The organism is Alsobacter sp. (assembly GCF_059501845.1).
In genome coordinates this window covers 1-22182 of the sequence record NZ_JCACDK010000015.1, presented here as the reverse complement: position 1 = coordinate 22182, position 22182 = coordinate 1, and the positions used below count along the sequence as shown (strand labels likewise).

Genomic DNA, 22182 nt, shown 5'->3' with positions numbered 1-22182 from the left:
ATGTCGCAGCCGGAGTCCGCCCGCCCGCCCGCCGACGCTGCGCCGCAGCCGTCCGACCTGTCAGGAGACGCTCCGCTCCGCTTCGGCCCGCGCCAGCGCCGCAGGCCTGAGTCCGAGACGATCGCGCCTCGCGCCGGGTCCGGTAGGGTGACCGAAGGCAAACCGGTAGTCATCGTCGTGCCGGTGCCGCCGCAGTACCGCTCCAACCGTCGCGGCAAAGCCTGGCGGTTCTCCGCTTGGGCGCTCATAGGCCTTGGGGTCCCCGCCGCCGCGACAATTGCGCTGTCGGTTGCGATGCATTCGCTCGGGCCGGATGGTCCGGCTCCGGCGAACCCGATGGATTCGACGCAGGCTCCTCCAGCCGTCGCCGCGACTGGCGCCCGACGTCAAGCGATCATTGAATCCCACAACGTGGCCATGGCGGCGCCTGACGCGCCGCCGGCCGACGCGCCGGTTTCACCGCCCGTTCCGGCGCCGATCGTCACACCGGCGGAGCCCGATCCCGTTTCGCGTGCCGTGCCGGCCGCATCAGCGGAGCCTGCCGCGGTCGCTCATTTGGACTCCACGGGGCCGGCATTGCCGTATCCCGCTACGCCGGCCGACAGCCAGCCCACGGAGCCCCCGCCCGAGGCGGCCGGCGGATCGGCGCGGCCCGCGACGCTCGCCGAGGCCTTCTTGATCGATGCGCGGTTTGCGCAAGGCGTTTTTCCACTCCGCCCGCCCACCATCCCGATCCACATCTTCCCGGCGGTACCCTTCCTGATCGTGCAGCCCCCCGCGCCGGTCGCCTCTGTCGATGCGAACAGGGTCGCGGAGCTCGAGAGGGAGCGCGAGGCGCTGGCGCGCGAGTTGGATCGCGTTCGTCTCGAGCGGGCCGAGAAGGTCGTGCCGGCGCAGCCCGCTGCGGCAGCCACGCGCCCGGCAGAACCGGCCGCTGTCCCTGCCGGGCCGAGCGAGCGCGGGCTGACCTCCCTTCCCGCCAGCGCGCCGGCGCGGGTGCTGGTGCGCTACGCCCGCGGCAGCGTCTCGGCCCGCCGGCGCGCCGAAACAGTGGTTGCAATGTTAGCCGCCAAGGGAATCGAGGTCGTTGACCTGCGCGACAGCGCCGCCGTGGTTCGCCCGGTGCTCACTTACTCCTACGCACCTGACGAAAAGCTGGCGCGAGACGCGGGCGCTCTCGCCGGCGTCGATGTCGTGCGGCGCCCGCCGCCCAAGATCGGCCTTCTGCCAAGGCCTGGAACCATGGAACTCGGGCTTACCGGCCCGTGAGTGAAGGAGAGATGACCATGACCAGCAGACTGCTCTTCGCCGGGCTTGCCGCCCTTCTCGCCGGAAGCGCCGCCGCGCAGGACGCGACCACCCAGGACGCGACCACCCCAAATGGCGCGGCGCCGGCAGCGGCAGCCTCGCCTGCGCCACTCGTCGTCTATTTCGAGACGGGCAGCAGCGCGATCCGCGATTCGGACGTCGCCGTGCTCGACCGGGCGTCGCGCGCCTACAATGAGGGCAAGCCAATCGTGATGATCCTGACTGGAAGCGCCGACCGCACCGGGCGGCCCGGCCTGAACCTCGAGCTGTCGCAGCGGCGCGCGTCGGCTGTACTTAAGGGGCTGCTGGACCGCGGAATTCCGGCCGACCGCTTCCAGGTGCTCGCCAAGGGCGAGACGGATCTTCCGGTACCGACGGACCAGGGCGTCGAGGAGCGGCAAAATCGCCGGGTCGAGATCACGTGGCGCTGAAAGAACCGCGCTCCCCTCGAAGTTTATCGGCGAGCACGAGCGGTGGGGCGATCTGCAGGCGATATGTGCTGGCGTGCCTGGCGGCGACGTGTGCGGGCCTCCTGCGACCCGCGACCGTCTCCGCCGAGGAGCAGCGGACGAACGTCACCGCGCCTGGAGAAGGCTGGTTCCAGCAGGCGCTCGCGCTCGATATCGGCGTCGACGGTCCCCGCGACGCCGCCGGGGCTTACGGACTGATGCTTCGGGCGGCGGAAGCAGGCCATCCGCAAGCCGCTTTCAACGTCGCCGCAATGCTGGACAATGGGCGGGGCGCGCCCCCCGACGCGGCGCAGGCCGAAATCTGGTACGCCCGCGCGGCCGCCCGCGGGAATGTGCGTGCTGCCTACAATCTCGGCCTGATCTATGCAGGGGGAAGCGGCGCTGCGGCCAATGGAGACCTGTCCCGCGCCTGGTTTGTCGCATCCGGTCTGCCGGCTGCACGCGATCGCCTCGCGCAACCGGCGCCCTCGGGCCCTCGCTCGACCCGGCTCGTATCGCCACGACCACTCTTTCCGACCAGTGGGACTACCCTCGACGGAGACGCGAGAACGGTCGAACTAGTCTGGACATGCGAGGAGGAGCCTGAGCCGGTCAGCTTCTTCGTGGAGGTCAGGGTACTCGACGAGACGGGCTCGCGCGAAGCGTGGACGGGCTTCACCGATGTGAGCTCCACCAGCCTGTCCATCCCCGCCGATGCGGAACATTTCGCCTGGCGGGTGAGTGCGGTCGCCAGAAGTGCGGCCAGCTACGCGAGTTCCGGTTGGACGGTTGCTGCGATAGGGGCACGGGCGTACATGGCCGAAGCGCGGAGAGGCGGGGAGCAGCGCTAGTCGGCCGAACCGCTGCTCCCCGTTCTCGCGATGTGCTGGCCGACGTCAGCTTTCGGCGGGTTGGGTCGTGACTGCTCTTGGCGCGAGGTGGACCTGCACGAACTAGCACTCTTGACCCAAGGCGGACCCTGAGGACGACAGCTCTCGGCATCATGCTCCGCCCCTGTCATGGCTCATGGCGGGAGCCGGTCGGTCCTGACCTGAAGCCCGCTCCGGTGGTCCAGGCCGGAGCGGGTCATCGGCGGCTAGTGGTAGAAGTAGGGATCGAGAACCCGAACCTCGGTGATGCTGTCGACCGGGAGGTTGTTGCGGCGGGCTGCGCTGCGGACCGCTTCGGGCGAAGGTGCGTCATAGACGCAGAACGTCTTCGTCTTGTCCGGCGAGACAAAGGACTGGATCCAGGTCACGCCGCCCTCGGCGTTCTGCCCGATGACGCCCGAGCACGCCTGTGCTCCTGCCGAGTCAGCCGGAATTTTCAGCCCTTCCGGGAACGTTCTTTCAACCATGTAGCGCGGCATCGTCGTCTCCTTCGTCGGCCACCCCAGCGGTGCAACTGCGGCGAGGATGCCGATCTCGAGGACCGCCGGCATCGGGAGAATGCCCCATGCGGCCTGGTCAGGTTCCCCATGCGTGCGGACGGCGATAGCGTGTAGGTATCCTTTACTTGTGGTCGCGAGGGCACGCGGGTGCTTCTGGAACGGGCCGTCCAGATCGAGCAGCTGGCACGCAGCTTCAACGCGGCGGACCAGGGCCGAGGGCGCGTGTCGGCGGTACTCGGCGAAGCAGGCGTGGGCAAGACCAGCCTCGTCGAGGCCTTCGCCCGCGATGTCGCGGTCAGGGCAAGGGTTTTGCGTGGCGCCTGCGAGGATCTCTCGATCTCGGAGCCGCTCGGCCCGCTGCGCGATCTCGCTCGAGGAGCAGGTTGGTCGCTGCCGCGAGATCTTCAGGATGTGTCGTCGCTGGACCTTTTCCTCGAGGCTCTCCGCGTTTTCTCGAACTCCGAGCATGCGACGGTGGTGGCGGTCGAGGATCTCCACTGGGCCGACGACGCCACGCTTGACTGGATCCGCTTCCTCGGCCGCCGCATAACCAAGACCCGGATCCTCCTTGTCCTGACCGCGCGAAACGACACGGCCGACGCGCAGAAGCGTATCAGGCGGGTGCTGGCCGATATCCCGGCCGATGCGCTAGTGAGGATCGAGGTTCCGCTTCTGAGCCTTGATGCCGTGGCGCAATTGACCCGAGCGACGCCGCTCGACGCGCGGACGCTCCACAAAGCCACCGCAGGCAATGCCTTCTTCGTCTCCGAAGCGATCCTCTCCGGGGGACTGGAGACAACGCCCGCCGGCATCCAGGATTCGGTGCTTCTGCGGGCCGACCAGCTCGGGCCGGATGCTCGCGCCGCCCTCGACCTGGTTTCCATCTTCCCCGCTCAAGTTGAGGCGTCTCTGGTTTCGGATCTGATCGGGGAAGAGGCCGCGCATCCTGTGCGGCAATGCGTCGACGCAGGGCTGCTGGTCGAGGCTGGCACGTCTCTCAGGTTCCGACACGAGGTCGCGCGCCGGGTCGTCGAAAGATCCTTGGGACACGGACACCGGAAGGAGCTTCATCGGCAAGTGCTAGCCTCGCTTAGTGCGCGAGACGACGTACCGGTTGCCAACGTGGTACATCACGCGCGCGCGGCCGAGGATTTCGAGCTGCTCCGCGCGATGGCACCGGCTGCCGCTGAATCAGCGTCCAGGATCGGAGCCCACCGGGAGGCCGCATCCATCCTGGCCGCGGCCCTCGACAGCCCAGGCTCCGAGACCTTGCCCGATCGAGCTCACCTGCTGATGAGGCTCGCCATAGAACTTCATCTCATGGGCCGTATCGCGGACGCCATGGGCCGCCTCTCCGAGGCGCTCCGGCTGTTCGAAGCGGCTGGAGATCACGTCGGCGCCGGGAACGGACTGCGCTGGATGTCGCGTCTGAGCTACTTCGCAGGGGATCGCGTTGCTGCGGAGCGGCATGGCACAGCGGCTCTCGTAAGGCTCCAGGGAGAGCGGGACAGCCCCGAACTCGCCATGGCCCATTCTAACCTGTCGCAGCTTGCTATGCTGGCGGACGACGTCGCGCCGGCGCTGGAGCACGGTCGAACGGCCGCCGACCTGGCCCGACGCTTGGATCGCCCCGACATCCTCAGCCACGCCCTCAACAACATGGGCGCGGCAAGGCAGTGGACGGACGAGGCAGCTGCGTGGCGGGACCTCGCGGAGTCTCTCGACCTCGCGCGACGGAATGACCTGCAGGAACACGCAGCGCGCGCCTACACCAATATGGCGTGCATGCTCGTCCATCGCCGACAACACGACCAAGCGTGTCACCTTCTGAAGGAAGGGATCGGCTACTGCATGGACCGCGACCTCGACACCTGGCGCGACTACATGAGGTCCTGGCAGGCAGAAGTCCTGCTGCGGATAGGTCATTGGGACGAGGCCGCCGTCATCGCCCAGCAGGTTCTCGGCAATCCCGAGGCAACGCCGCTGGCGCGCTTTCCCGCTTGCGTGGCACTCGCCCGGCTCCGGGCCCGGAGAGGCGATCCGGCAGGAGATCTTTTCGGCGAGATCGAAGGTTATCTTGTCAGGGGCAGGGAGCTGCAGAGGCTGGCTCCCTACGCGGTGCTTCAGGCCGAAAGGGCCTGGATGACCGCCGACGGCACTGACGAAGCCATCACGTTGCTGCAGGAGGCTCTGGCGCTCATGCCGAACACGTCGATTTACCAGGACGTGCCGCTGTGGCTCTCACTCCTGTCGGACCGCGATACGCAGGCCGCCCGCTTCGGGGAGGCCTTCCCGCCGGCAGAGGACATGCCCTTCGAGAGGGCCGTTGTCCTGTCGCTTGGGTCCGACTCCCAAAGAGCGATGGCCGCAACCATCCTGAAGGCGCTGCAAGCCAATGGTGCGCTGCGGCGATTGCAGGCGGGCGGCGCAGTTGCACGCACCCCGCGCTCAAGCCAGGAACCCCGGGTCACCGCCAGGGGCGAAGCGCTCACCCCGAGGGAAATGGACATCCTGGTGCAACTCGATCGCGGGCTCAGCAACAAGGCCATCGCCCGCGCGCTGGGCATCTCTCCAAAGACTGTCGACCACCATGTTTCCGCGGTGATTGGAAAGCTGGATGCAACCTCGCGATTGCACGCAGCCGCCCTGGCCCGCCAACGGGGGCTTCTCGCGGGACAGCACTGAGACGCTCGTCTGGCCTCGGGCGACGCGAACTCGTGACCCGTTGCCGTTATTCAGCTGGTCCGGTTCCCGGGAACTGCTCCGTACCGATACGCCACCGTGAATGGCCAAAACCGCCGCCCGATGAGGATGCATGCAGCCGACGGGTTTAGCGGTAATGCAGGTTTGTAGGTTTTCCATCACCCCGATTGTCAATTGCCGCGCGAAGCAGGTCGAACGGGATGCCGCTTTCTACTATCCTTGCCGTTGCGGATCGCTGAACGATGCTCCGCCGGGGGGAAGACACATCATGGCGCCGGCCTTCCGTATCCTTGCCATCGTCGTCGGTCTCTTCGCTGCCTTTCCGGCCGGCGCTGCAGCGCCGGAGCGGGTTGCCGGCTACCGGCAGATCGAGATCCAAGATCCCGCCAATCCCGCGCGGGTGCTTGGTGTCGCGGTGTTCTATCCGGCGCGCAAAAGCGAAGCCGCTGACCCGGTGCCGACACCCTTCTTCACGGGTTTGGCTTATTTCGCGGGAGCCGAGCCCGAAGCCGGGCGTCATCCGCTTGTTCTGTTCTCGCACGGGCGCGGGAGCAATCCTCTCTACTACGCCTGGATAACTCAGTTGCTCGCGCTGAACGGCTACGTCGTCGCGGCGCCGTGGCACTACAAGGCGAACACGTTCGATGCTTCGATCGCCTATCTCGCGAACAAGCTGTGGCAGAGACCGAAGGATCTAAGCATGGTGGTGGACGCCCTTCTCGCCAGCGCCGATTTCGAACCGCTCGTCGATCGCGAACGGATCGGAGTCGCCGGTCATTCCCAAGGAGGCTTCACAGCCCTTTGGCTCGGTGGAGCGCGGGTCGATCCAAAGCGCTATGCGGCATTCCAGCAGGGATGGGCGAGGCGTCCTGACGTTCCTGCCCACCTTCGAGCGGAACTGACCATAGACCCGGCTCCCGCTCTGGGCGTTCACGATCCTCGAATCCGCGCGGCCTATGCCATGGCTCCGGGTATCATCCAGGCGTTTGGGATGACGGAAAGCGGTCTCGGCGCGATGACCATTCCGGTGCACATCAGCGTGGGCGCCGCAGATACCCAAACCCCGCCCGGGCCGAATGGCGCGTTTGCCGCCGCCCATATACCGGGAGCAGAGCTGACCATCATCCCGGGAGATGTAGACCACGAGATATTCGTGAACGAGTGTGATCAGGACGGGCGCGACGAGTTTCCGGAGGCTTGCCAGGATCGTCCCGGAGTCGACAGGCCGGCCATCCACGCGCGCATTGGCGAAGAGATCCTGCGCTTCTTCGGCACGGCGCTCCGCTAACGCACTCCCATGTCGGACGCTGCCCTTGGCTCCTATCGTTCACCCTGCGCGCCCGGTTCAGCAGCGAGCCGGAAACCCGGATCGTGCGCCAAAGAAAACTAAACCTCAGGTGGCGCGAGGTCTGAATTCGGCAGCAAGTCAAACTTCACCTGATGGCGCGGGGCGGACCATTCGGAACGTGAACAGTTGACCCAATGCAGCCTTTGCCGCACCCCTCGGCAGACGTCGGTAGTAGACCAACAGCGGACCTCATTGCGCTCAGAGCGAAAGCCGGTAGCCGATTCCCGGCTCTGTGAGGATCAGAACGGGATCGTTCGGGTCGCTTTCGAGCTTGGCGCGGAGCTGGCCCACATAGACGCGCAGGTACTGGGTGTCCTCTTCGTGGGCGGGACCCCAGACGGACTTCAGGATCTGCCTGTGCGTGACGACCTTGCCGGCATGCCGGGCGAGGAAGGCGAGGAGGTCAAACTCCCGCGGGGTCAGTCGGACGGGTGCGCCGTCGATCAAAACACGATGGGCAGGCACGTCGACCTCCAGGCCTCCGGCGCGGTAGACCGCGGTCTTTCCGCTTTCCTCCATACGGGGGCGCAGGGCCGCGCGCACCCGGGCCAGCAACTCGCCGACACCGAACGGCTTGTTGACGAAGTCGTCGGCGCCGAGATCGAGCGCCGCGATCTTCTCCGCTTCGCGATCACGGGCCGAGAGTACGATGATGGGCACCGGCGAAAATCCTCGAGCCCGGACGATGACATCCTTCCCGTCCATGTCGGGCAGACCGAGATCCAGCAGGACGATTTCCGGGACCGCGGTGGCCAACAGGTGCAGGCCCTCGGCGCCCGTGAGCGCCTGGACGGGCTCGTAACCCGAGGCGGTGAGAGCCGCCGACAGGAAGCGGTGGATGGGCAATTCGTCGTCAATGACGAGGACGCGTTGCGGCCGGCTCACGGGCGCGGATCTCCTTCGATGGGCAGGGACAAAGTGAAGCGGGCACCGTGCCCGCTGGCGACAGGGCTCGCCACGGAGAGCGTTCCTCCGTGAGCCTCCGTGATCCCGCGTGCGATGGCGAGCCCGAGCCCGGTTCCCTCACCTCCGTCGGCCGCCGGGCGGGCTCGCACGAACTTGTCGAAGATGCGCGGCAGCAGGTCCGCTGGAATGCCCGGCCCGTCGTCGGTGACGTCGATGGCAACGCGGTCCGACCCGCGCCGCAGGGCGACGACGATGGAGGCCCCGGCGCCCGCGTGCCGGACCGCATTTCCGATCAGGTTTGAAAGCGCCTGCTCCAGGAGACCTTGATCGGCGTGGACGAGTGGCAGGCCGGGCGCGGCCTCCACTGCAATTGGTTGCAGCGCGCCGCGCCGCCGGGCTGCCGCGGCCACGCGGCGTGCGAGTTCGCCCATATCGACCCAGGTTCGGTGCGGTTCGAGCGCCCCGGCTTCCACGCGGGTCATGGCGAGGAGATTACGGACCATGCCGTCCAGGTGTTCCGCCTCTTCGCGGATCTGCTGCAGCAATCCCTGCCGTGTGCTCTGGTCCATACGCTCGCCCAGTTCGGCGAGGGTGCTGGCAGCACCGAGAATGGAGGCGAGCGGCGTCCGGAAATCATGGGAGATCGAGGAGAGCAGGGTGTTGCGGACTCCCTCCGCCTCGGCCGCCGTGCGGGCGGCGGCACTCTCCTCGGCGAGAACGGTGCGCTGCAGGGCTGCCGCCGTCTGCTCGACGAGGCTGTCGAGCAAGGCACGCTCCTCGCCACCCAGCGCCTCGCCCGTTGCGAGCGCGATCCCCGCCGCGCCGATTGGTCCTTGGGTCCCCCTCAGAGGCAGGAACAGCCAGGGCACCTGCGGAAGGGTGCCGGTGCCAGAGCCCGCGGGCTCGTCATGCTCGGTGGCCCAGCGGGCGGCCGCGAGGGCGGCCTCGTCGAGCAGCTCCGGCGGCCACGCGGCGATCACGACGAGGCCCGCCGGATGGCTCTGGACCAGAACGGCGCCGCGCCCGGTCGAAGCATGAATCTCCGCGGCGGCGACCTCCGACACCGCCTCGCGTCCGGCGACGCCGGACAGGCGTCGCGTGAACTCGTAGAGCCTGCGCGTCGCCTTGACGCGCGCGGCCGAGGCCCGCGCCTGCTCGCGGGCGCGGCCCGCGACGGCCGAGGTGATAACGGCGATGACGAGGAAGACGAAGAGTGCCAGCAGCTCGTGGGGCCGGGCGACGGTGAAGGTGTACACAGGCGGGATGAAGAAGAAATTGTAGGCGAGAAACGATAGGCCGGAGGCGAACACGGCGGGCCAGACGCCAAAGAGCACGGCCGGCCCGAGCACCGCCATCAGGTAGATGATCGACACGTTCGGCAGCGCCACGACTTGGGTCAGCGCCTCGCCGACGAGCGTCGCGAGAGCCACGGCCGCGGCGGCCCAGGCGAACTCGGCGGGGCGGACGGGACCGAGCGCGAGGTCGGGCCGCCGTGGCGCCCCGCCGCTCGCGTCGTCGGTGAGCACGTGGATCGAGATGCCGCCCGCCCGGCGCACCAGCTCGTGCGGGAGGGAACGGCGGAACAGCTCGGTAAGGAGCCCGCCGTGCGATCGCCCGACGACGATCTGCGTCACGTTCTCGAAGCGTGCAAAGCGCAGGAGCGTATCGGGTATGTCCTGGCCGACCAGCGTCTTGGTCTCGGCGCCCAACGCTTCCGCGAGCTTCAGCGTCTCCGCCAGGCGGCTCTCGGCCTCGCGCCGCAGCCGCCCGCCCGCGCGCTCCACCGTGACGACGAGCAGCGGCGCACTTGCCTGGTCGGCGAGGCGCTTGGCCCGGCGCAGCACGGCCTCCGACTGGGCGTCCGGTCCGATGCAGGCGAGCAGCCGCTCTCCCGCCGGCCATGGCCCCTCGATGGCGCCTCCCTGCATGCGTTCGACGAGATCGCTGTCGACGCGCTCGGCGGCACGCCGCAGGGCGAGTTCGCGCAGGGCTGCGAGGTTCTGGGGCTTGAAGAAGTTATCGCGCGCTCGGGCCGCCGTGTCGGCGAGGTAGACCTTGCCTTCCGCGAGGCGCTTCAGCAATTCGTCCGGCGGCAAGTCGACGAGGACGATCTCGTCCGCCTCCTCGAAGACAGCGTCGGGCACCGTCTCGCGCACGCGCACGCCGGTGATGCGCAGAACGATGTCGTTGACGCTCTCGAGGTGCTGGACGTTGAGCGTCGTCCAGACATCGATCCCTGCCTCCAGCACCTCCTGCACGTCCTGCCAGCGCTTGGGGTGCCGGCTGCCGGGCGCGTTGGTATGGGCGAGCTCGTCCACGAGGAGAAGGCCGGGCCGGCGGGCCAGAGCCGCGTCGAGGTCGAACTCCTCCACCATGCGGCCATGATGCGGTGCACGCCGGCGCGGCAGGATCTCGAAGGGCTCGACCAGCCCTTCGGTGTCGCGGCGGCCATGCGTCTCGACGATGCCGGCGACGACGTCGCCGCCCTCCGCCAGCCTGGCGCGCGCTGCCTGCAGCATGGCGAAGGTCTTTCCGACACCGGGCGCGGCGCCGAAGAAAATCTTCAGCCGTCCGCCCTCTTCGCGCCTGGCGAGCGCGAGGAGGGCGTCGGGCGATGGGCGTGTGGCGTCGCCCTTCATGGCGCCGACCCCTGGTTCAGCTCCGCGGGAAGCGGGCGTCGAGGGCGAGGTTGACCGCGAGCACGTTCACCCGAGGCTCGCCGAAGATGCCGAGCTCCCGGCCTTCGACATGCCCAGCAATGAGGCCGCGGACATCGGGCTCGGCCGCTCCCCGTGCCGCCGCGATGCGCGCCGCCTGAGCCAGTGCGAAGTCCGGCGAGACGTGCGGGTCGAGCCCGCTCGCCGACGCTGTCACGGCATCGCCCGGGACAGGTCCGGCGATGCCCTTCTCCCTCAGCCGCGCGACATCGGCAGCCAGCCTGTCGGCTAGCGCCTTCGAGGTCGGGCCAAGGTTCGAGCCGGACGAGTTGGAAGCGTTGTAAGGCGCCGCCACGCTCCTGGACGGATCCTGCGGGTCCGGGCCTGAGGTCGCCGAGGGGCGCGGCCAGAGATAGGCGTCCGAGGTGAAGGCCTGCCCCACCAGCGACGAGCCCGTCACGGACCCGCTTGGGCTCACGACGAGGCTGCCCGTCGCACGGGAGGGCCAGACGGCACCGGCGATACCCGTGACCGCCAGGGGATAGATGATCCCTGTCAGGGCCGAGAACAGCACGAGAAGGACCAGGGCGGGACGAAAAAGGGACATGGTCGCCTCCTCAGGCGAGGCCCAGGCCGGCGACCACGAGGTCGACCGCCTTGATGCCGATGAAAGGCAGGACGAGACCGCCGAGCCCATAGACCAGGAGATTGCGCCGCAGCAGCGCCGCGGCCCCGAGCGGCCGGTAGGCGATGCCTTTCAGCGCCAGCGGGATCAGCGCCACGATGATCAGCGCGTTGAAGATGACCGCCGATAGAATGGCGCTTTGCGGCGTCGAAAGGCCCATGACGTTGAGCACGCCGAGTTCCGGGATCGCGGCCACGAACAGCGCGGGGATGATGGCGAAGTACTTCGCCACGTCGTTGGCGATGGAGAAGGTCGTCAGCGAACCGCGCGTCATCAGCAGCTGCTTGCCGATGCCGACGATCTCGATGAGCTTCGTCGGGTTGCTGTCGAGGTCGACCATGTTACCGGCCTCACGCGCAGCCTGCGTGCCGGACTGCATGGCCACGCCGACATCCGCCTGGGCAAGGGCCGGCGCGTCGTTGGTGCCGTCGCCGCACATGGCGACGAGCCGTCCCTCCGCCTGCGCCGCGCGGATGTAGTCGAGCTTGTCCTGCGGGGTCGCCTCGGCGATGAAGTCGTCCACCCCCGCTTCCGAGGCGATGGCCGCTGCCGTGACCGGGTTGTCGCCCGTCACCATCACCGTGCGGATGCCCATCCGGCGCAGCTCGGCGAAACGCTCCTTGATGTCGGGCTTCACCACGTCCTTGAGGTGGATGATGCCGAGCAGCCGGCCCTCGGCCGCCAGGCCCAGCGGCGTACCGCCCGAGCGGGCGATGCGGTCCACGGCGGCGGCGAAGGCCGGGTCGGGCGTCGTGACGCCGGCGAACTTCAGTACGGCGTCCACTGCGCCCTTGCGCAGACGGCCGCCCGGCCGGTCGAGGCCCGACAGCCGCGACGTGGCGGTGAACGGCACGAAGGTGGCCCCGGCCTCCGCGCCGGCGGTCATGCCGTGGCGCTCCTGCGCGAGCTGGACGATGGAGCGTCCCTCAGCCGTTTCGTCGGCGAGGCTCGCGAGAAGCGCCGCCTCAACCGCCTCGCGCTCCTGAACTCCCGCGGCAGGGATGATCTCGCTGGCCATGCGGTTGCCGAAGGTGATCGTGCCGGTCTTGTCCAGCAGCAGCGTGTCGACGTCCCCAGCGGCCTCCACCGCACGCCCGGACGTCGCGAGAACGTTGAACTTCACCAGCCTGTCCATGCCGGCGATGCCGATGGCCGACAGCAGCCCGCCGATGGTGGTGGGGATCAGCGTCACCAGAAGCGCGACGAGGACCGGCACCGGCACGTCTGTCCCCGAGTAGCGGGCGAAGCCGGTCAGCGACACGACCGCGATCAGGAACACGATGGTGAGGCCGGCCAGCAGGATGTTGAGCGCGATCTCGTTGGGCGTCTTCTGCCGCTCGGCGCCCTCGACCAGCGCGATCATGCGGTCAAGGAAAGAGGAGCCGGGACCCGAAGTGATCCGCACGACGAGCCAGTCGGAGATGACCGTCGTGCCGCCGGTGACCGCCGAGCGGTCGCCGCCGGACTCGCGGATCACAGGGGCGGACTCGCCGGTGATGGCCGCCTCGTTCACAGAGGCGACGCCGAGGATCACCTCGCCGTCGCCCGGCACGATGTCCCCGGCCTCGACGAGGACGAGGTCCCCGGGCTGCAGCTCGGGCGCGGGGACACGGGTCTGGATCTCCCGCCGCTCCGGGTCGATCAGCTTCTTGGCGACCGTGTCGGTGCGGGCGCGCCGCAACGTATCGGCCTGGGCGCGGCCCCGGCCCTCGGCGACCGCCTCGGCAAAGTTGGCGAAGACGACTGTGAACCACAGCCAGGCGGCGATCTGGGCGACGAACCCGGCCGGCTGGCCGGTGATCACGTCCCGGATCGCGATGATGGTGACGAGGGCCGCCACGACCTCGGTGACGAAGATCACCGGGTTGCGGACGAGGGAGGCGGGGTTGAGCTTGCGCAGCGCGTCGAGAACGGCCCGCCTCAGGATGGCGGGGTCAAGCAGCGACGGGTTGCGCGCGGCGGCGGTGGACATCGAAATCACCTCAGAAGGTCTTGCCAGCGAGCATCAGCACCTGCTCTGCGACAGGCCCCAGCGCCAGCGCCGGGAAGTACTGCAGCCCGCCCAGGATCAGGATCACCCCGACGAGGAGCCCCACGAAGAGCGGGCCATGTGTCGGGAACGTTCCCGTGGATTCCGCCAGCCGCGGCTTGGCGGCGAGCGAACCGGCAATGGCGAGCATCGGGACGATGTAGGCGAAGCGGCCTGCCAGCATGGCGAGGCCGAGCGTGGCGTTGTACCAGGGCGTGTTGGCCGTGAGGCCGGCGAAGGCCGAGCCGTTGTTGCCGGCCGCCGAGGAGTAGGCGTAGAGCACCTCCGACAGGCCGTGCGGCCCGGCGTTGAGGATGCCGGCCAGTCCCTGCGGGATCACCAGCGCCACGGCCGAAAAACCGAGAATGGCGGCGGGCAGGATGAGCACGGCCAGCATCGCCATCTTCATCTCGCGTGCCTCGATCTTTTTGCCGAGATATTCGGGCGTGCGCCCCACCATCAGGCCCGCGACGAAGACGGTGATAATGGCCACGACGAGGATGCCGTAGAGTCCCGAGCCGACGCCGCCCGGCAGGATCTCGCCGAGCTGGATCAACAGCAGCGGCACCAGCCCGCCGATGGGCGTGAAGCTGGCGTGCATGGCATTGACGGCGCCGCAGGACAGGCCCGTCGTAACCGCGGCAAAGAAGGCGGACAGAGCAAGCCCGAAGCGCAGCTCCTTGCCCTCCATGTTGCCCATGGCGGGGTCGATGCCGGCCTGGCGCAGCACCGGCGTGCCCGCGGCCTCGGCCCAATAGGCGACGGCGACGCCGGCGACGAGGATGATGGCCATCGCCGCCAGGATGGCGCGGGCCTGCCGCCCGTCGCCGATCAGCCGCCCGAAGGCGAAGACCAGCGCGGTTGAGACGACCAGCATCTGCCAGATCTGGAAGGCACAGGCGAGCGCAGACGGGTTCTCGAAGGGGTGCGCGGCATTCGCATTGAAAAAGCCGCCGCCATTCGTGCCCAGCATCTTGATGGCGACCTGAGAGGCCACAGGGCCCATGGCCAGCGCCTGCTTGCCGCCTTCCAGCGTGGTCGCATCCGCCGCAGCGGACAGCGTCTGGGGCGTGCCGAGCGCCACGAGCGCCAGCGCGACAACGAAGGCGAGCGGCAGCAGCACGTAGAGCGTGGCGCGGGTGACGTCGACCCAGAAGTTGCCGACAGTCGTCGCCGAGGATCGGGCGAAGCCGCGCACCAGCGCCAGCGCCAGCGCGATGCCGGTGGCGGCGGACAGGAAGTTCTGCACCGTCAGCCCGAACATCTGGCTGAGCAGGCTCATGGTGCTCTCGCCGCCATAGGACTGCCAGTTGGTGTTGGTGACGAAGCTTACCGCCGTGTTGAACGCGAGGTCCGGAGACAGGCCGTCGAAGCCCTGCGGGTTCAGCGGCAGCCCGCCCTGCAGCCGCAGGATGGCGTAGAGCAGCCCGAAGCCTGCCGCATTGAAGGCGAGCATGGCGAGCCCGTACCCGAGCCAGCCCTGCTCTGCCGCGGGATCGATCCCGGCGAGGCGGTAGAAGCCCTTCTCGACGGGGTCGAGCACGGGCGAGAGAAGAGTACGCTTGCCCGCATGGACGCGCGCCATGAAGGCGCCTAGCGGGATCGCGGCCGCCAGCACCGCCGCCAGGACGACGGCGATCTGCAGCCAGCCATTGGCCGACATGAGAAGACTCCAGGGAATGCACCGGCCCGCCCCCGGCCGGCGGGGGGATCAGAAGCGCTCCGGACGCACCAGCGCGTAGACGAGGTAGACGGCAAGGCCGGCGGCGACGAGGCCGCCCATCACGAGATCGGGCATAGCAGGCCTCAGGCGGTCGCCGCCCAGCGGGCGTAGAGCGCGAGGACGCCGAACGCGGCGAACCCCAGCGCGAGATAGAGGATGTCGGACATAAGAGCCTCCGGTTGTCGTCCGGAAGCTAGGTTGGATCGCCATCAGGGATCGATCAGGAAGACGAGCCGGCTTCGTAAGGAGATCATAAGGGCTGCCATCCGGGTCCCGGCTCGTCTCTCACGCCCGGCTCCCCATCGACCGATCACCAACTTTGGAGTCCGAAGTTGCCCGAAAGCTGTCGTTCGCCTGGAGGACAAAGGGTGTCTTCTTTTGGCGCGAAGCGGACCCGCCGAACGCGCATTCCTGACCCAATTCGGACTTTTGAAGCTTCTGCTTTCAGCCTTGGTGATGTTGGACGGTTTGCCGAAGTCTGGAGAAGGAACCGGATCTCAAACTTGATCCATCCGCAAGACGCGCCTTAGCGTGTCGCGAAACAGGCATGCCCAGGCGGATGTTCGGGACGCCTTCAGGCCGTGCGGCCACTCTCAGATGTCTGTGTCACGATCACGCCGGTGCACCGCCATTGGTTTGCTGATTTTCGGGCGGAGGTGCACCGCCTCCCGTCCGTCGCCACTCTGTCGGCGAGACGTTGCGTGCTGCCTTGAAAAAACGCGTGAAGGCGCTGATCTCTGAGTATCCCAAGACGTGTGAAATCTGGGAGATGCTCATCGTCGTGTCGACGAGAAGTTGAGCGGCCATCTCGGTTCGGGCAGCGGCCAAAAGGTCGCGGAACGTTGTCCGGCATTCCCTCAACTCGCGACTGAGCGCGTCTGGCGTCATGTTGAGGAGCGCAGCTGTCGCTTCCAGCGTGCTGGTGCCTGAAAAGACGGACGGGACGAGCGTACGCATCACGCGTTCCCGGATGTCAGGCTGAAGCCCTTCCCAGCGGGCCGAGATCATCTTGCCGAGTTGGCGACGAAGTTCCGGGTCGGCCTTGAGGCTGGGGGCCTGGAGAGACTCCCGACTGTAGGCCAACCCGAAATGCTCGCTGTTGTATCTGGCCGACGTCCGTCCGAAGGCGGCAAGATAGTCGCCCAACTCGACCGGCTCATGACGGGATAAGTGAACGAACCTGGGCGTAACGCCGCTGACCTCCTTGAAAATCGCATAGCCGAATGCCACGGCGGCTCTTGCAATATGTCGGGCTCCGGGGACATCAGGCCGGTGCGTGCGGTAACCGATCAAAAGGTCGCCGTCACCCAGGTCGAATAGGTACGGCCCGCCACCGCGGACATAGCGGGAGTGATTGGTGACAATATCGTTGATGGCTGAACCGAGTGTCGGACCACAGCTCATGTAGCTGCCCAGCACACCCAAATGGGACAGTCGAGCACTGGACCCTATCCGCAGGTCGAAGCTCTCGTTCCCCGTCGCCTCGATGCTGCGCACCACGAGCGAGGCAAATTGGTCGAACGGTAAGATGCCGTCGATGTCCGACAGAAGCCCTGGATGGACTCCAGCAGCAGTGAACACCGGGGCGGGATCGATACCTGCCTCCCGTAATAGGCGCGGAAGTTCGACCAAGACACCGATGCGCTGCATAAAACGACTCCGTGGCGATGAAACTACGGGGGGTCACTTGCTTCATGCCAGGACGTCTTTGACCTAGATTGTTAATTTGACCAGCCGCTGTCAAGCCGAGGCAGCTTGGACTCTGCGACAATGAGTTCGTCCGCCATCGCGGTTCAAGAACCCTGCCTGGGAGGCGATGCATGTACTACACTGACGACTCAATTCTTCCTGAGAACATGCAGCCGCTCATCATCACCGCGGCACCATATGGGCCGTCGTGGCTGCCGGGCGACGCCGACATTCCATTGACCTGGGACGAGCAGGAGCAGGCCGCCGTCGACTGCTACAACGCCGGCGCGACCATGCTGCATTTCCATGTTCGAGATCCCGCAACAGGAATGGGATCGACCAATTTCGACCAGTACAACTACATGCTCGGGCGAATCCGCAAGGCCGTTCCGGAGATGATTATCCAGGTCGGCGGATCGATCTCGTTTGCGCCACACACGGCCGAAGCAAAAGCGAAGTGGCTCGACTACGACACCCGCCACATGCTGACCGAACTTGATCCAAAGCCGGAATTCGTGACGATCGCTACGGGCACCACGCAATGGGACATCATGTCGATGATGTACCCCGACGATATCAAAGGAACGCATCTCGAGAACAATCCCGAGGTGCAGGCCGCCTGGGCCGGCATGTGGGTCGACGCCGGACCGGCGTTTTACCTCGAGCACCTCAAGCGCCTGCGCGCGCATGGGATCCAGCCCTACTTCGTGCCGGGGCACATCCACCAGATGGAGATCATCGAGCGGCTGATCCGGGCGGGCGTCTACATGGGCCCGCTCAACATGGCGATCGCGGGCTATGGCGGCGGCACGCTGGGCCGCAATCCATATCACTGGATGGATTTCTTGCGGCAGGTTCCACAGGGTGCCGTCAGCACGTTCTGGTCGAGCATGCGCGGGCTGATCTCGCTCTCGGCCATGGCGATCGTGCTCGGTCAGCACGTTCGCGTCGGCAACGAGGACAATCTTTGGGGAGCCGACAAGAAGCGCCGAACTTCCGTGCAGCAGGTCGAAGGCGCCGTGCGAATCTGCAGGGAGTTCGGCCGCAAGGTCGCGACCGCGAAGGAAGCCCGCGAGATCATGAAGGTCGGCGTCTGGTACAACAGCATCGGGGAGACGCTCGAGAATCTCGGCCTGCCGCCGAACCGCCGCGATGGTGAGAAGGGCTTCCTCGTTCATGAAACGGACGGCAGGAAGACCATCGCCAAGACGGGCGGTGACTCCCATCCGATGGCCTACTGCATGGTCCCGCCCGCAGCGGCAGCCGCCGCGATGGCTGCTGCCAAAATGTAATCCTGGATATCAGCGCAAAGCCGTCCGGCGTCCGGATACGAAAGGCTTTGCGCGTTCTACAAGGCCAAGAAGGCAGGACGAGATCTGCAGAAACCTGCCCGTCGTAGCGTCCGTGTTCGAGAGAAACACAACGATCCAAGGAGATGAACGATGAAGTACGTCCGTGTTGGCCTTCTCGTAGCTTGCGCCGCTCTCATTTCGCCCGTGGCGGTGTACGCCAAGTCGGGCACCCAGGGAGGCGGCGCTGGTAGTTCTGGTGGAGGCGGCAAGTCGAGCCACTCCGGTGCGAACACTAAGTGCAAGGCCGGGCAGAAGAGCACGACCAACAATCCCTGCAGCTGAGCTCCATCCATGGTCCGCCGATCTCGTCAAGGCGAGGAGCACTCCTCCTCCGCTCCTGCCGGTGGTCCGTTCCCGCAACGGGGTCCGCGGCGCTTTCGCGGACCGTCTCGGAAAGACGTAATGCCCGGAGCCCTGACGCATTTCGAGATCTACGGCGACAACCCTGAAGATCTGGCGCAGTTCTACCGCAACGTCCTCGGCTGGACGGTCGAACGGGCCCCGGGCATCGACTACTGGCGCGTGCAGACGGGATCACAGGCGGGAGGCGTCGCTTACCCACCGGCCTTCGCCCACAGGGGCTGGATGAACTTCGTCGAGGTGGACTCCGTGGAGGCGGCCTTGGACGCGGCGCTGGCTGCGGGCGGCGCAGTCCTGAAGCAGCGTTCGGCAGTTCCAAAGACGGCCTGGCACGCCGTCGTCGCGGACCCGGCGGGGAACGCTTTCGTGGTGTGGGAACCGGATCCGCTCGCCATGCCGTTGCCGGAGCCGGATTGAAATCAAACCCGGATCGAGATGGAGGTCCAGGAGATGGAACAGGCGTCATCCAAACACGCGGCGTCAGACGGCCCCTGGGGAACGGACCTCGATCAGCTGGAAAGCTGGGATCCGAAATGGGCGGCCGCGTGCAAGGCGATGGCCGCCATCCCCTGGCGGAGTGGCGTGCTTCCCGCAAAGCTCGTCGAACTCATCAGCGTCGCCATCAACATCGCCTGCACCAATCTCAACGCCGAGGGGACACGGCGTCATATCCGCAACGCTCTGGACGCCGGTGCGACGCGCGACGAGATCCTGTTCGTCATCAAGTGCGCGACCGTGATGGCCGTTCACTCCTGCAGCCTGGGCGCCCCCATCCTGCTGGAGGAGGCCAAGGCACAGGGAGCCGCGACCACGCCTCCGGAACCCTTTCCCACACCGGCTTGTGACGCGATGAAGTCGATCGGCCAATGGAACACGGCCTGGGATCCGTTTCTCGCGCTCGATCCGCACTGGACGGATGCCTTCATGGCCACGGGAGCCGGCATCTACCGGGACCACGTGTTGCCGGCGAAGGACATCGAGTTGATCAGCATCGCCTTCGACGCATCCTATACGCACATGTACGCGCCCGGAACGCGGCGCCACATCCAGAATGCGTTGAAGGCCGGGGCGACGCCCCAAGAGATCTTCTCCGTCCTGCAGATCTGCGTGTCGCAAGGCCTGCAGGCCTGCCACCTTGGTGTCCCGATCCTTGCCGAGGAACTCGCCCGCCGGGAGACGCCGTGAAAGTTCCAACCCGTCCGTGGAGTGATCAGGGGCCACCGATGAGCCACCAATCCCCCGCCGAAACCGGGACGCACCAGAGCCTGGTGGACAAGGCCAAGCACGAGATCATCCGGTTCTTTATGCTGTTCCTGTACTTGTGGATCATGTCGCTGCTGTTTCAGCTGCATCAATACGTGGTCCTGACCGCCCATCAGATCCAGTTCCAGAACTGGGGCTTCGGCTTCCTGAATGCCCTTGTGCTCGCCAAGGTCATGGTTGTGGCGGATAGCTTCCGGCTGTTCCCGTCGCTTCGGGAGAGGCCGTTGTTCGTGCCCATCCTGCTCAGGTCGGCGGCCTTCGCCATCCTGTTCATCGCCGTCGACGTACTGGAGAAGGTGATCGTCGGGATGCTGCGGGGTGCCACGGCCGAAGGGAGCCTTCCCGTCTACGGAGCCGGCGGCTTCGGCGGGGCCGTGGTTGTCGGCCTGATTACGGGCTTCGCTCTGGTGCCCTACTTCGCCTTCGAGGAACTGGATCTTGCGCTCGGCCGGGGCCGGCTGCGCAGCCTGCTTCTGGCGTCACGGGAGAGAGCGCAGGGGAACACCGCACCGTCATAGTCTTCCGAGTGGCCACGCTGGGCGGAGGTGTCAGAGGGTTCGCCGGCGCCCACCGGCTCGGGATCGCGCGTGTGCACGTTCGTGCCTTTTCGAAGTGGCAGTAAGCGAACTTTCGCCGGGCTCTGGTCCGCCAACGGCGGGATCAAGGCACGCAGCCCGCTCTCCTGTCTGCCGTGCGCGGCCGACTGTCCGCCTCGGGATGGAAACTAGAGGTCGGAAATCGGCGCATTGCGGAAGCGGGCGAAGCGACAAGACTGCCCGCTTCTTCGTCGGCTAGATCACCAGACCGGGATGCCTGCGCAGGACAGGTCGTAGCAGAGCCTGTCCCACCACGAGAGCTTGCCCTTCTTGGCGAGCTTCTCCTGGAGAACCATCCGGGAGTAGCTGCGGTTGATGGCTCCGGAGCATTCGCTCATTGGCGTGTGCTGGATGGCCTTCGACACCCGATTGCCCACGACCTTGCCGTAGCGCTTGGAGATGACCGGGATCTCGAGCGCCAGGATCTTCTCGCGGGCGACGAAGAAGGGCTCGCCCTCCTCGACGCCGGCCTCGATCCTGGCCCATAAGCGCTCGTACTCCAGAGCGGCGCACTGAGCGATGGACGGATCCTCGATGTAGCGGTTTCCGAACTTCGGCATCGCTCAATCCTCCGGCGCGCCGGCAATCGGGTTGCCGGGCTTTATCTTGTAGACCTGGGCGTAGTTCAGGCACCACTTCTCTCGGGCCTCGGTCGAGTCCTGGGCTCCGATCTGGGCGAGCCACTCATTGTACTTGCCCGGGATGATCTCGATGCACTGCGGAGGGCCGACGTCGTTCTCGGTCACCGCCTCGCGCCACCGCGCCACCAACATACGGTGCATTGAGTTGAAGGGCAGCCGTCCGGCCATCGCAGGCTCGAAGTCGCGGTAGGTGCCATCGTTCGGATAGACCACGAAGACCGGCGGGACGGGCTTTGCGATGGCCTCATCCAGAAGCTCATCGAACTCGTGGCAGAGCTTCACCAGCACGTCGCGGTGGTTCTCGTAGAGGGTCCACTTTCGACCGCGCTCCAGCTGTTCAAAGATGTCGGCGCGGCCGTTCAGCTTCAGCAGCTGGGCAAGCTCATGCCGGTCGAGACCGATCCTGATCCGCATGGCGCGCAGATCGTTCGGGGTTACATCGCTTGGCTGGTCGTTCATGACGTTCTCCTCGTTGGCCCTGCCACCCAGGGCGACGCGGTCATTATTTCACATCTCCTTTCCGTTGGGCCGGCTTGGAAGCTGCGCAGTAGTGGTCTGTGAGGCATTGGCATTTGAGGTCGCCTTTGTCGGACCGAAGGGGTTCGGGGCAAGGATCGTGTCAAATGTTGCGACCGACGCTCATAGGGATTGCTCCGACCGTCTTCGCGACCAGCGTTTGGACCCACAAGAGTATTCCGTAGATTGCATCGCCGGTGGTGAAGGTGCCGTACGTGCGGGCGGCCGGAATGACCGCCATCAGGGCGAAGGCCGCCTGACATGCGGCTGCAGCGAAAGCGACGGCGGTCAGGGCTTGTAGAAGGGATTTCATAGTGAGGCTCCTGTGTTGGCCCAGTCATGCCGGGCGGGAAACTCGAAATACGGGATAGGGGAGGGCGGCCAAAGCAGGTCACCTTTGCGTGCGGCCCGGAAAGGCGCCGGAGCGCCCCTCCCGTCCGGCCCGTCACGCGTCCGGGTCTAAGTCCATAACCTCCCCGAACTGGACCGGCCGCTGCTTGCCAATTTCCGTTTTGGCCCAAAGCACGGGACAATGCGGCTCCGGCCCAAAGTCGGAGCAATCCATGT

Annotated in this window: 20 protein-coding genes; 9 read left to right on the top strand and 11 right to left on the bottom strand. The window is 66.7% G+C overall.

The genetic code is table 11. From position 1 onward, the window contains the following. The 3 genes from AC5JCN_RS13190 to AC5JCN_RS13180 all read left to right on the top strand — a co-directional run bounded on the left by AC5JCN_RS13190 (position 1) and on the right by AC5JCN_RS13180 (position 2608). Positions 1-1269 carry a hypothetical protein gene (locus AC5JCN_RS13190; RefSeq protein WP_495755531.1) on the top strand — a complete coding sequence of 423 codons (1269 nt, stop codon included), beginning with the start codon at positions 1-3 and terminating at the stop codon, positions 1267-1269. A 17-nt stretch (positions 1270-1286) separates the two neighbouring features. After that, positions 1287-1739 carry an OmpA family protein gene (locus tag AC5JCN_RS13185; protein WP_495755530.1) on the top strand — a complete coding sequence of 151 codons (453 nt, stop codon included), beginning with the start codon at positions 1287-1289 and terminating at the stop codon, positions 1737-1739. A 65-nt stretch (positions 1740-1804) separates the two neighbouring features. Beyond that, positions 1805-2608, top strand: coding sequence for a tetratricopeptide repeat protein (locus tag AC5JCN_RS13180; RefSeq protein WP_495755529.1), 804 nt, complete (start codon positions 1805-1807; stop codon positions 2606-2608). 245 nt (positions 2609-2853) lie between these two features. Here the strand turns inward: AC5JCN_RS13180 and AC5JCN_RS13175 are convergent, their stop codons facing one another. Further along, positions 2854-3114 (bottom strand): DUF4242 domain-containing protein, encoded by a 261-nt coding sequence (locus tag AC5JCN_RS13175; RefSeq protein WP_495755550.1) that lies wholly within the window; start codon positions 3112-3114, stop codon positions 2854-2856. Positions 3115-3294: 180 nt separating this feature from the next. Here AC5JCN_RS13175 and AC5JCN_RS13170 point away from each other — a divergent pair, with 180 nt between their 5' ends. Continuing rightward, positions 3295-5832 (top strand): AAA family ATPase, encoded by a 2538-nt coding sequence (locus AC5JCN_RS13170; protein WP_495755528.1) that lies wholly within the window; start codon positions 3295-3297, stop codon positions 5830-5832. A gap of 130 nt (positions 5833-5962) precedes the next feature. Next, positions 5963-7138 (top strand): alpha/beta hydrolase family protein, encoded by a 1176-nt coding sequence (locus AC5JCN_RS13165; protein ID WP_495755527.1) that lies wholly within the window; start codon positions 5963-5965, stop codon positions 7136-7138. Positions 7139-7396: 258 nt separating this feature from the next. On the opposite strand, the gene AC5JCN_RS13160 is transcribed toward AC5JCN_RS13165, so the two are convergent. From AC5JCN_RS13160 to AC5JCN_RS13130, 7 genes are all read right to left on the bottom strand, one after another. Continuing rightward, a complete protein-coding gene (locus AC5JCN_RS13160) occupies positions 7397-8083 on the bottom strand; it encodes a winged helix-turn-helix domain-containing protein (protein ID WP_495755526.1) in 687 nt (228 codons plus the stop codon). Beyond that, positions 8080-10743: a DUF4118 domain-containing protein gene (locus AC5JCN_RS13155; RefSeq protein WP_495755525.1), complete on the bottom strand. Its 2664-nt coding sequence runs from the start codon at positions 10741-10743 to the stop codon at positions 8080-8082. Before AC5JCN_RS13155 ends, AC5JCN_RS13160 begins: the two co-directional genes overlap by 4 nt. Before the next feature lie 16 nt (positions 10744-10759). After that, complete coding sequence (gene kdpC, locus AC5JCN_RS13150) at positions 10760-11368, bottom strand: potassium-transporting ATPase subunit KdpC (RefSeq protein ID WP_495755524.1); 609 nt, start codon at positions 11366-11368, stop codon at positions 10760-10762. 10 nt (positions 11369-11378) lie between these two features. Next, the gene (gene kdpB, locus AC5JCN_RS13145) at positions 11379-13418 is read right to left on the bottom strand and encodes a potassium-transporting ATPase subunit KdpB (protein WP_495755523.1); all 2040 of its coding nucleotides are present in this window, start codon (positions 13416-13418) and stop codon (positions 11379-11381) included. 10 nt (positions 13419-13428) lie between these two features. Next, entirely contained in the window at positions 13429-15138 is a 1710-nt protein-coding gene (gene kdpA, locus AC5JCN_RS13140) for a potassium-transporting ATPase subunit KdpA (protein WP_495755522.1), read from the bottom strand. A 48-nt stretch (positions 15139-15186) separates the two neighbouring features. Next, positions 15187-15258 (bottom strand): K(+)-transporting ATPase subunit F, encoded by a 72-nt coding sequence (gene kdpF / locus AC5JCN_RS13135; RefSeq protein ID WP_495755549.1) that lies wholly within the window; start codon positions 15256-15258, stop codon positions 15187-15189. A 552-nt stretch (positions 15259-15810) separates the two neighbouring features. Then, positions 15811-16848 carry an AraC family transcriptional regulator gene (locus AC5JCN_RS13130; protein ID WP_495755521.1) on the bottom strand — a complete coding sequence of 346 codons (1038 nt, stop codon included), beginning with the start codon at positions 16846-16848 and terminating at the stop codon, positions 15811-15813. Positions 16849-17054: 206 nt separating this feature from the next. Between AC5JCN_RS13130 and AC5JCN_RS13125 the strand changes: the two genes are divergently transcribed. From AC5JCN_RS13125 to AC5JCN_RS13110, 4 genes are all read left to right on the top strand, one after another. Next, positions 17055-18179 (top strand): beta-keto acid cleavage family enzyme, encoded by a 1125-nt coding sequence (locus AC5JCN_RS13125; RefSeq protein ID WP_495755520.1) that lies wholly within the window; start codon positions 17055-17057, stop codon positions 18177-18179. Between the two features lie 462 nt (positions 18180-18641). Further along, positions 18642-19016, top strand: coding sequence for a VOC family protein (locus AC5JCN_RS13120; RefSeq protein ID WP_495755519.1), 375 nt, complete (start codon positions 18642-18644; stop codon positions 19014-19016). A 33-nt stretch (positions 19017-19049) separates the two neighbouring features. Then, positions 19050-19784, top strand: coding sequence for a carboxymuconolactone decarboxylase family protein (locus AC5JCN_RS13115; protein ID WP_495755518.1), 735 nt, complete (start codon positions 19050-19052; stop codon positions 19782-19784). Positions 19785-19822: 38 nt separating this feature from the next. Continuing rightward, positions 19823-20380, top strand: a complete 558-nt coding sequence (locus tag AC5JCN_RS13110; RefSeq protein ID WP_495755517.1) for a hypothetical protein — start codon at positions 19823-19825, stop codon at positions 20378-20380. 278 nt (positions 20381-20658) lie between these two features. Here AC5JCN_RS13110 and AC5JCN_RS13105 read toward each other — a convergent pair whose 3' ends face one another. From AC5JCN_RS13105 to AC5JCN_RS13095, 3 genes are all read right to left on the bottom strand, one after another. Beyond that, a complete protein-coding gene (locus tag AC5JCN_RS13105; protein WP_495755516.1) occupies positions 20659-21018 on the bottom strand; it encodes a hypothetical protein in 360 nt (119 codons plus the stop codon). Positions 21019-21021: 3 nt separating this feature from the next. After that, complete coding sequence (locus AC5JCN_RS13100; RefSeq protein WP_495755515.1) at positions 21022-21558, bottom strand: hypothetical protein; 537 nt, start codon at positions 21556-21558, stop codon at positions 21022-21024. Between the two features lie 160 nt (positions 21559-21718). Continuing rightward, the gene (locus AC5JCN_RS13095) at positions 21719-21928 is read right to left on the bottom strand and encodes a hypothetical protein (protein ID WP_495755514.1); all 210 of its coding nucleotides are present in this window, start codon (positions 21926-21928) and stop codon (positions 21719-21721) included. Positions 21929-22182: the final 254 nt, after the last annotated feature.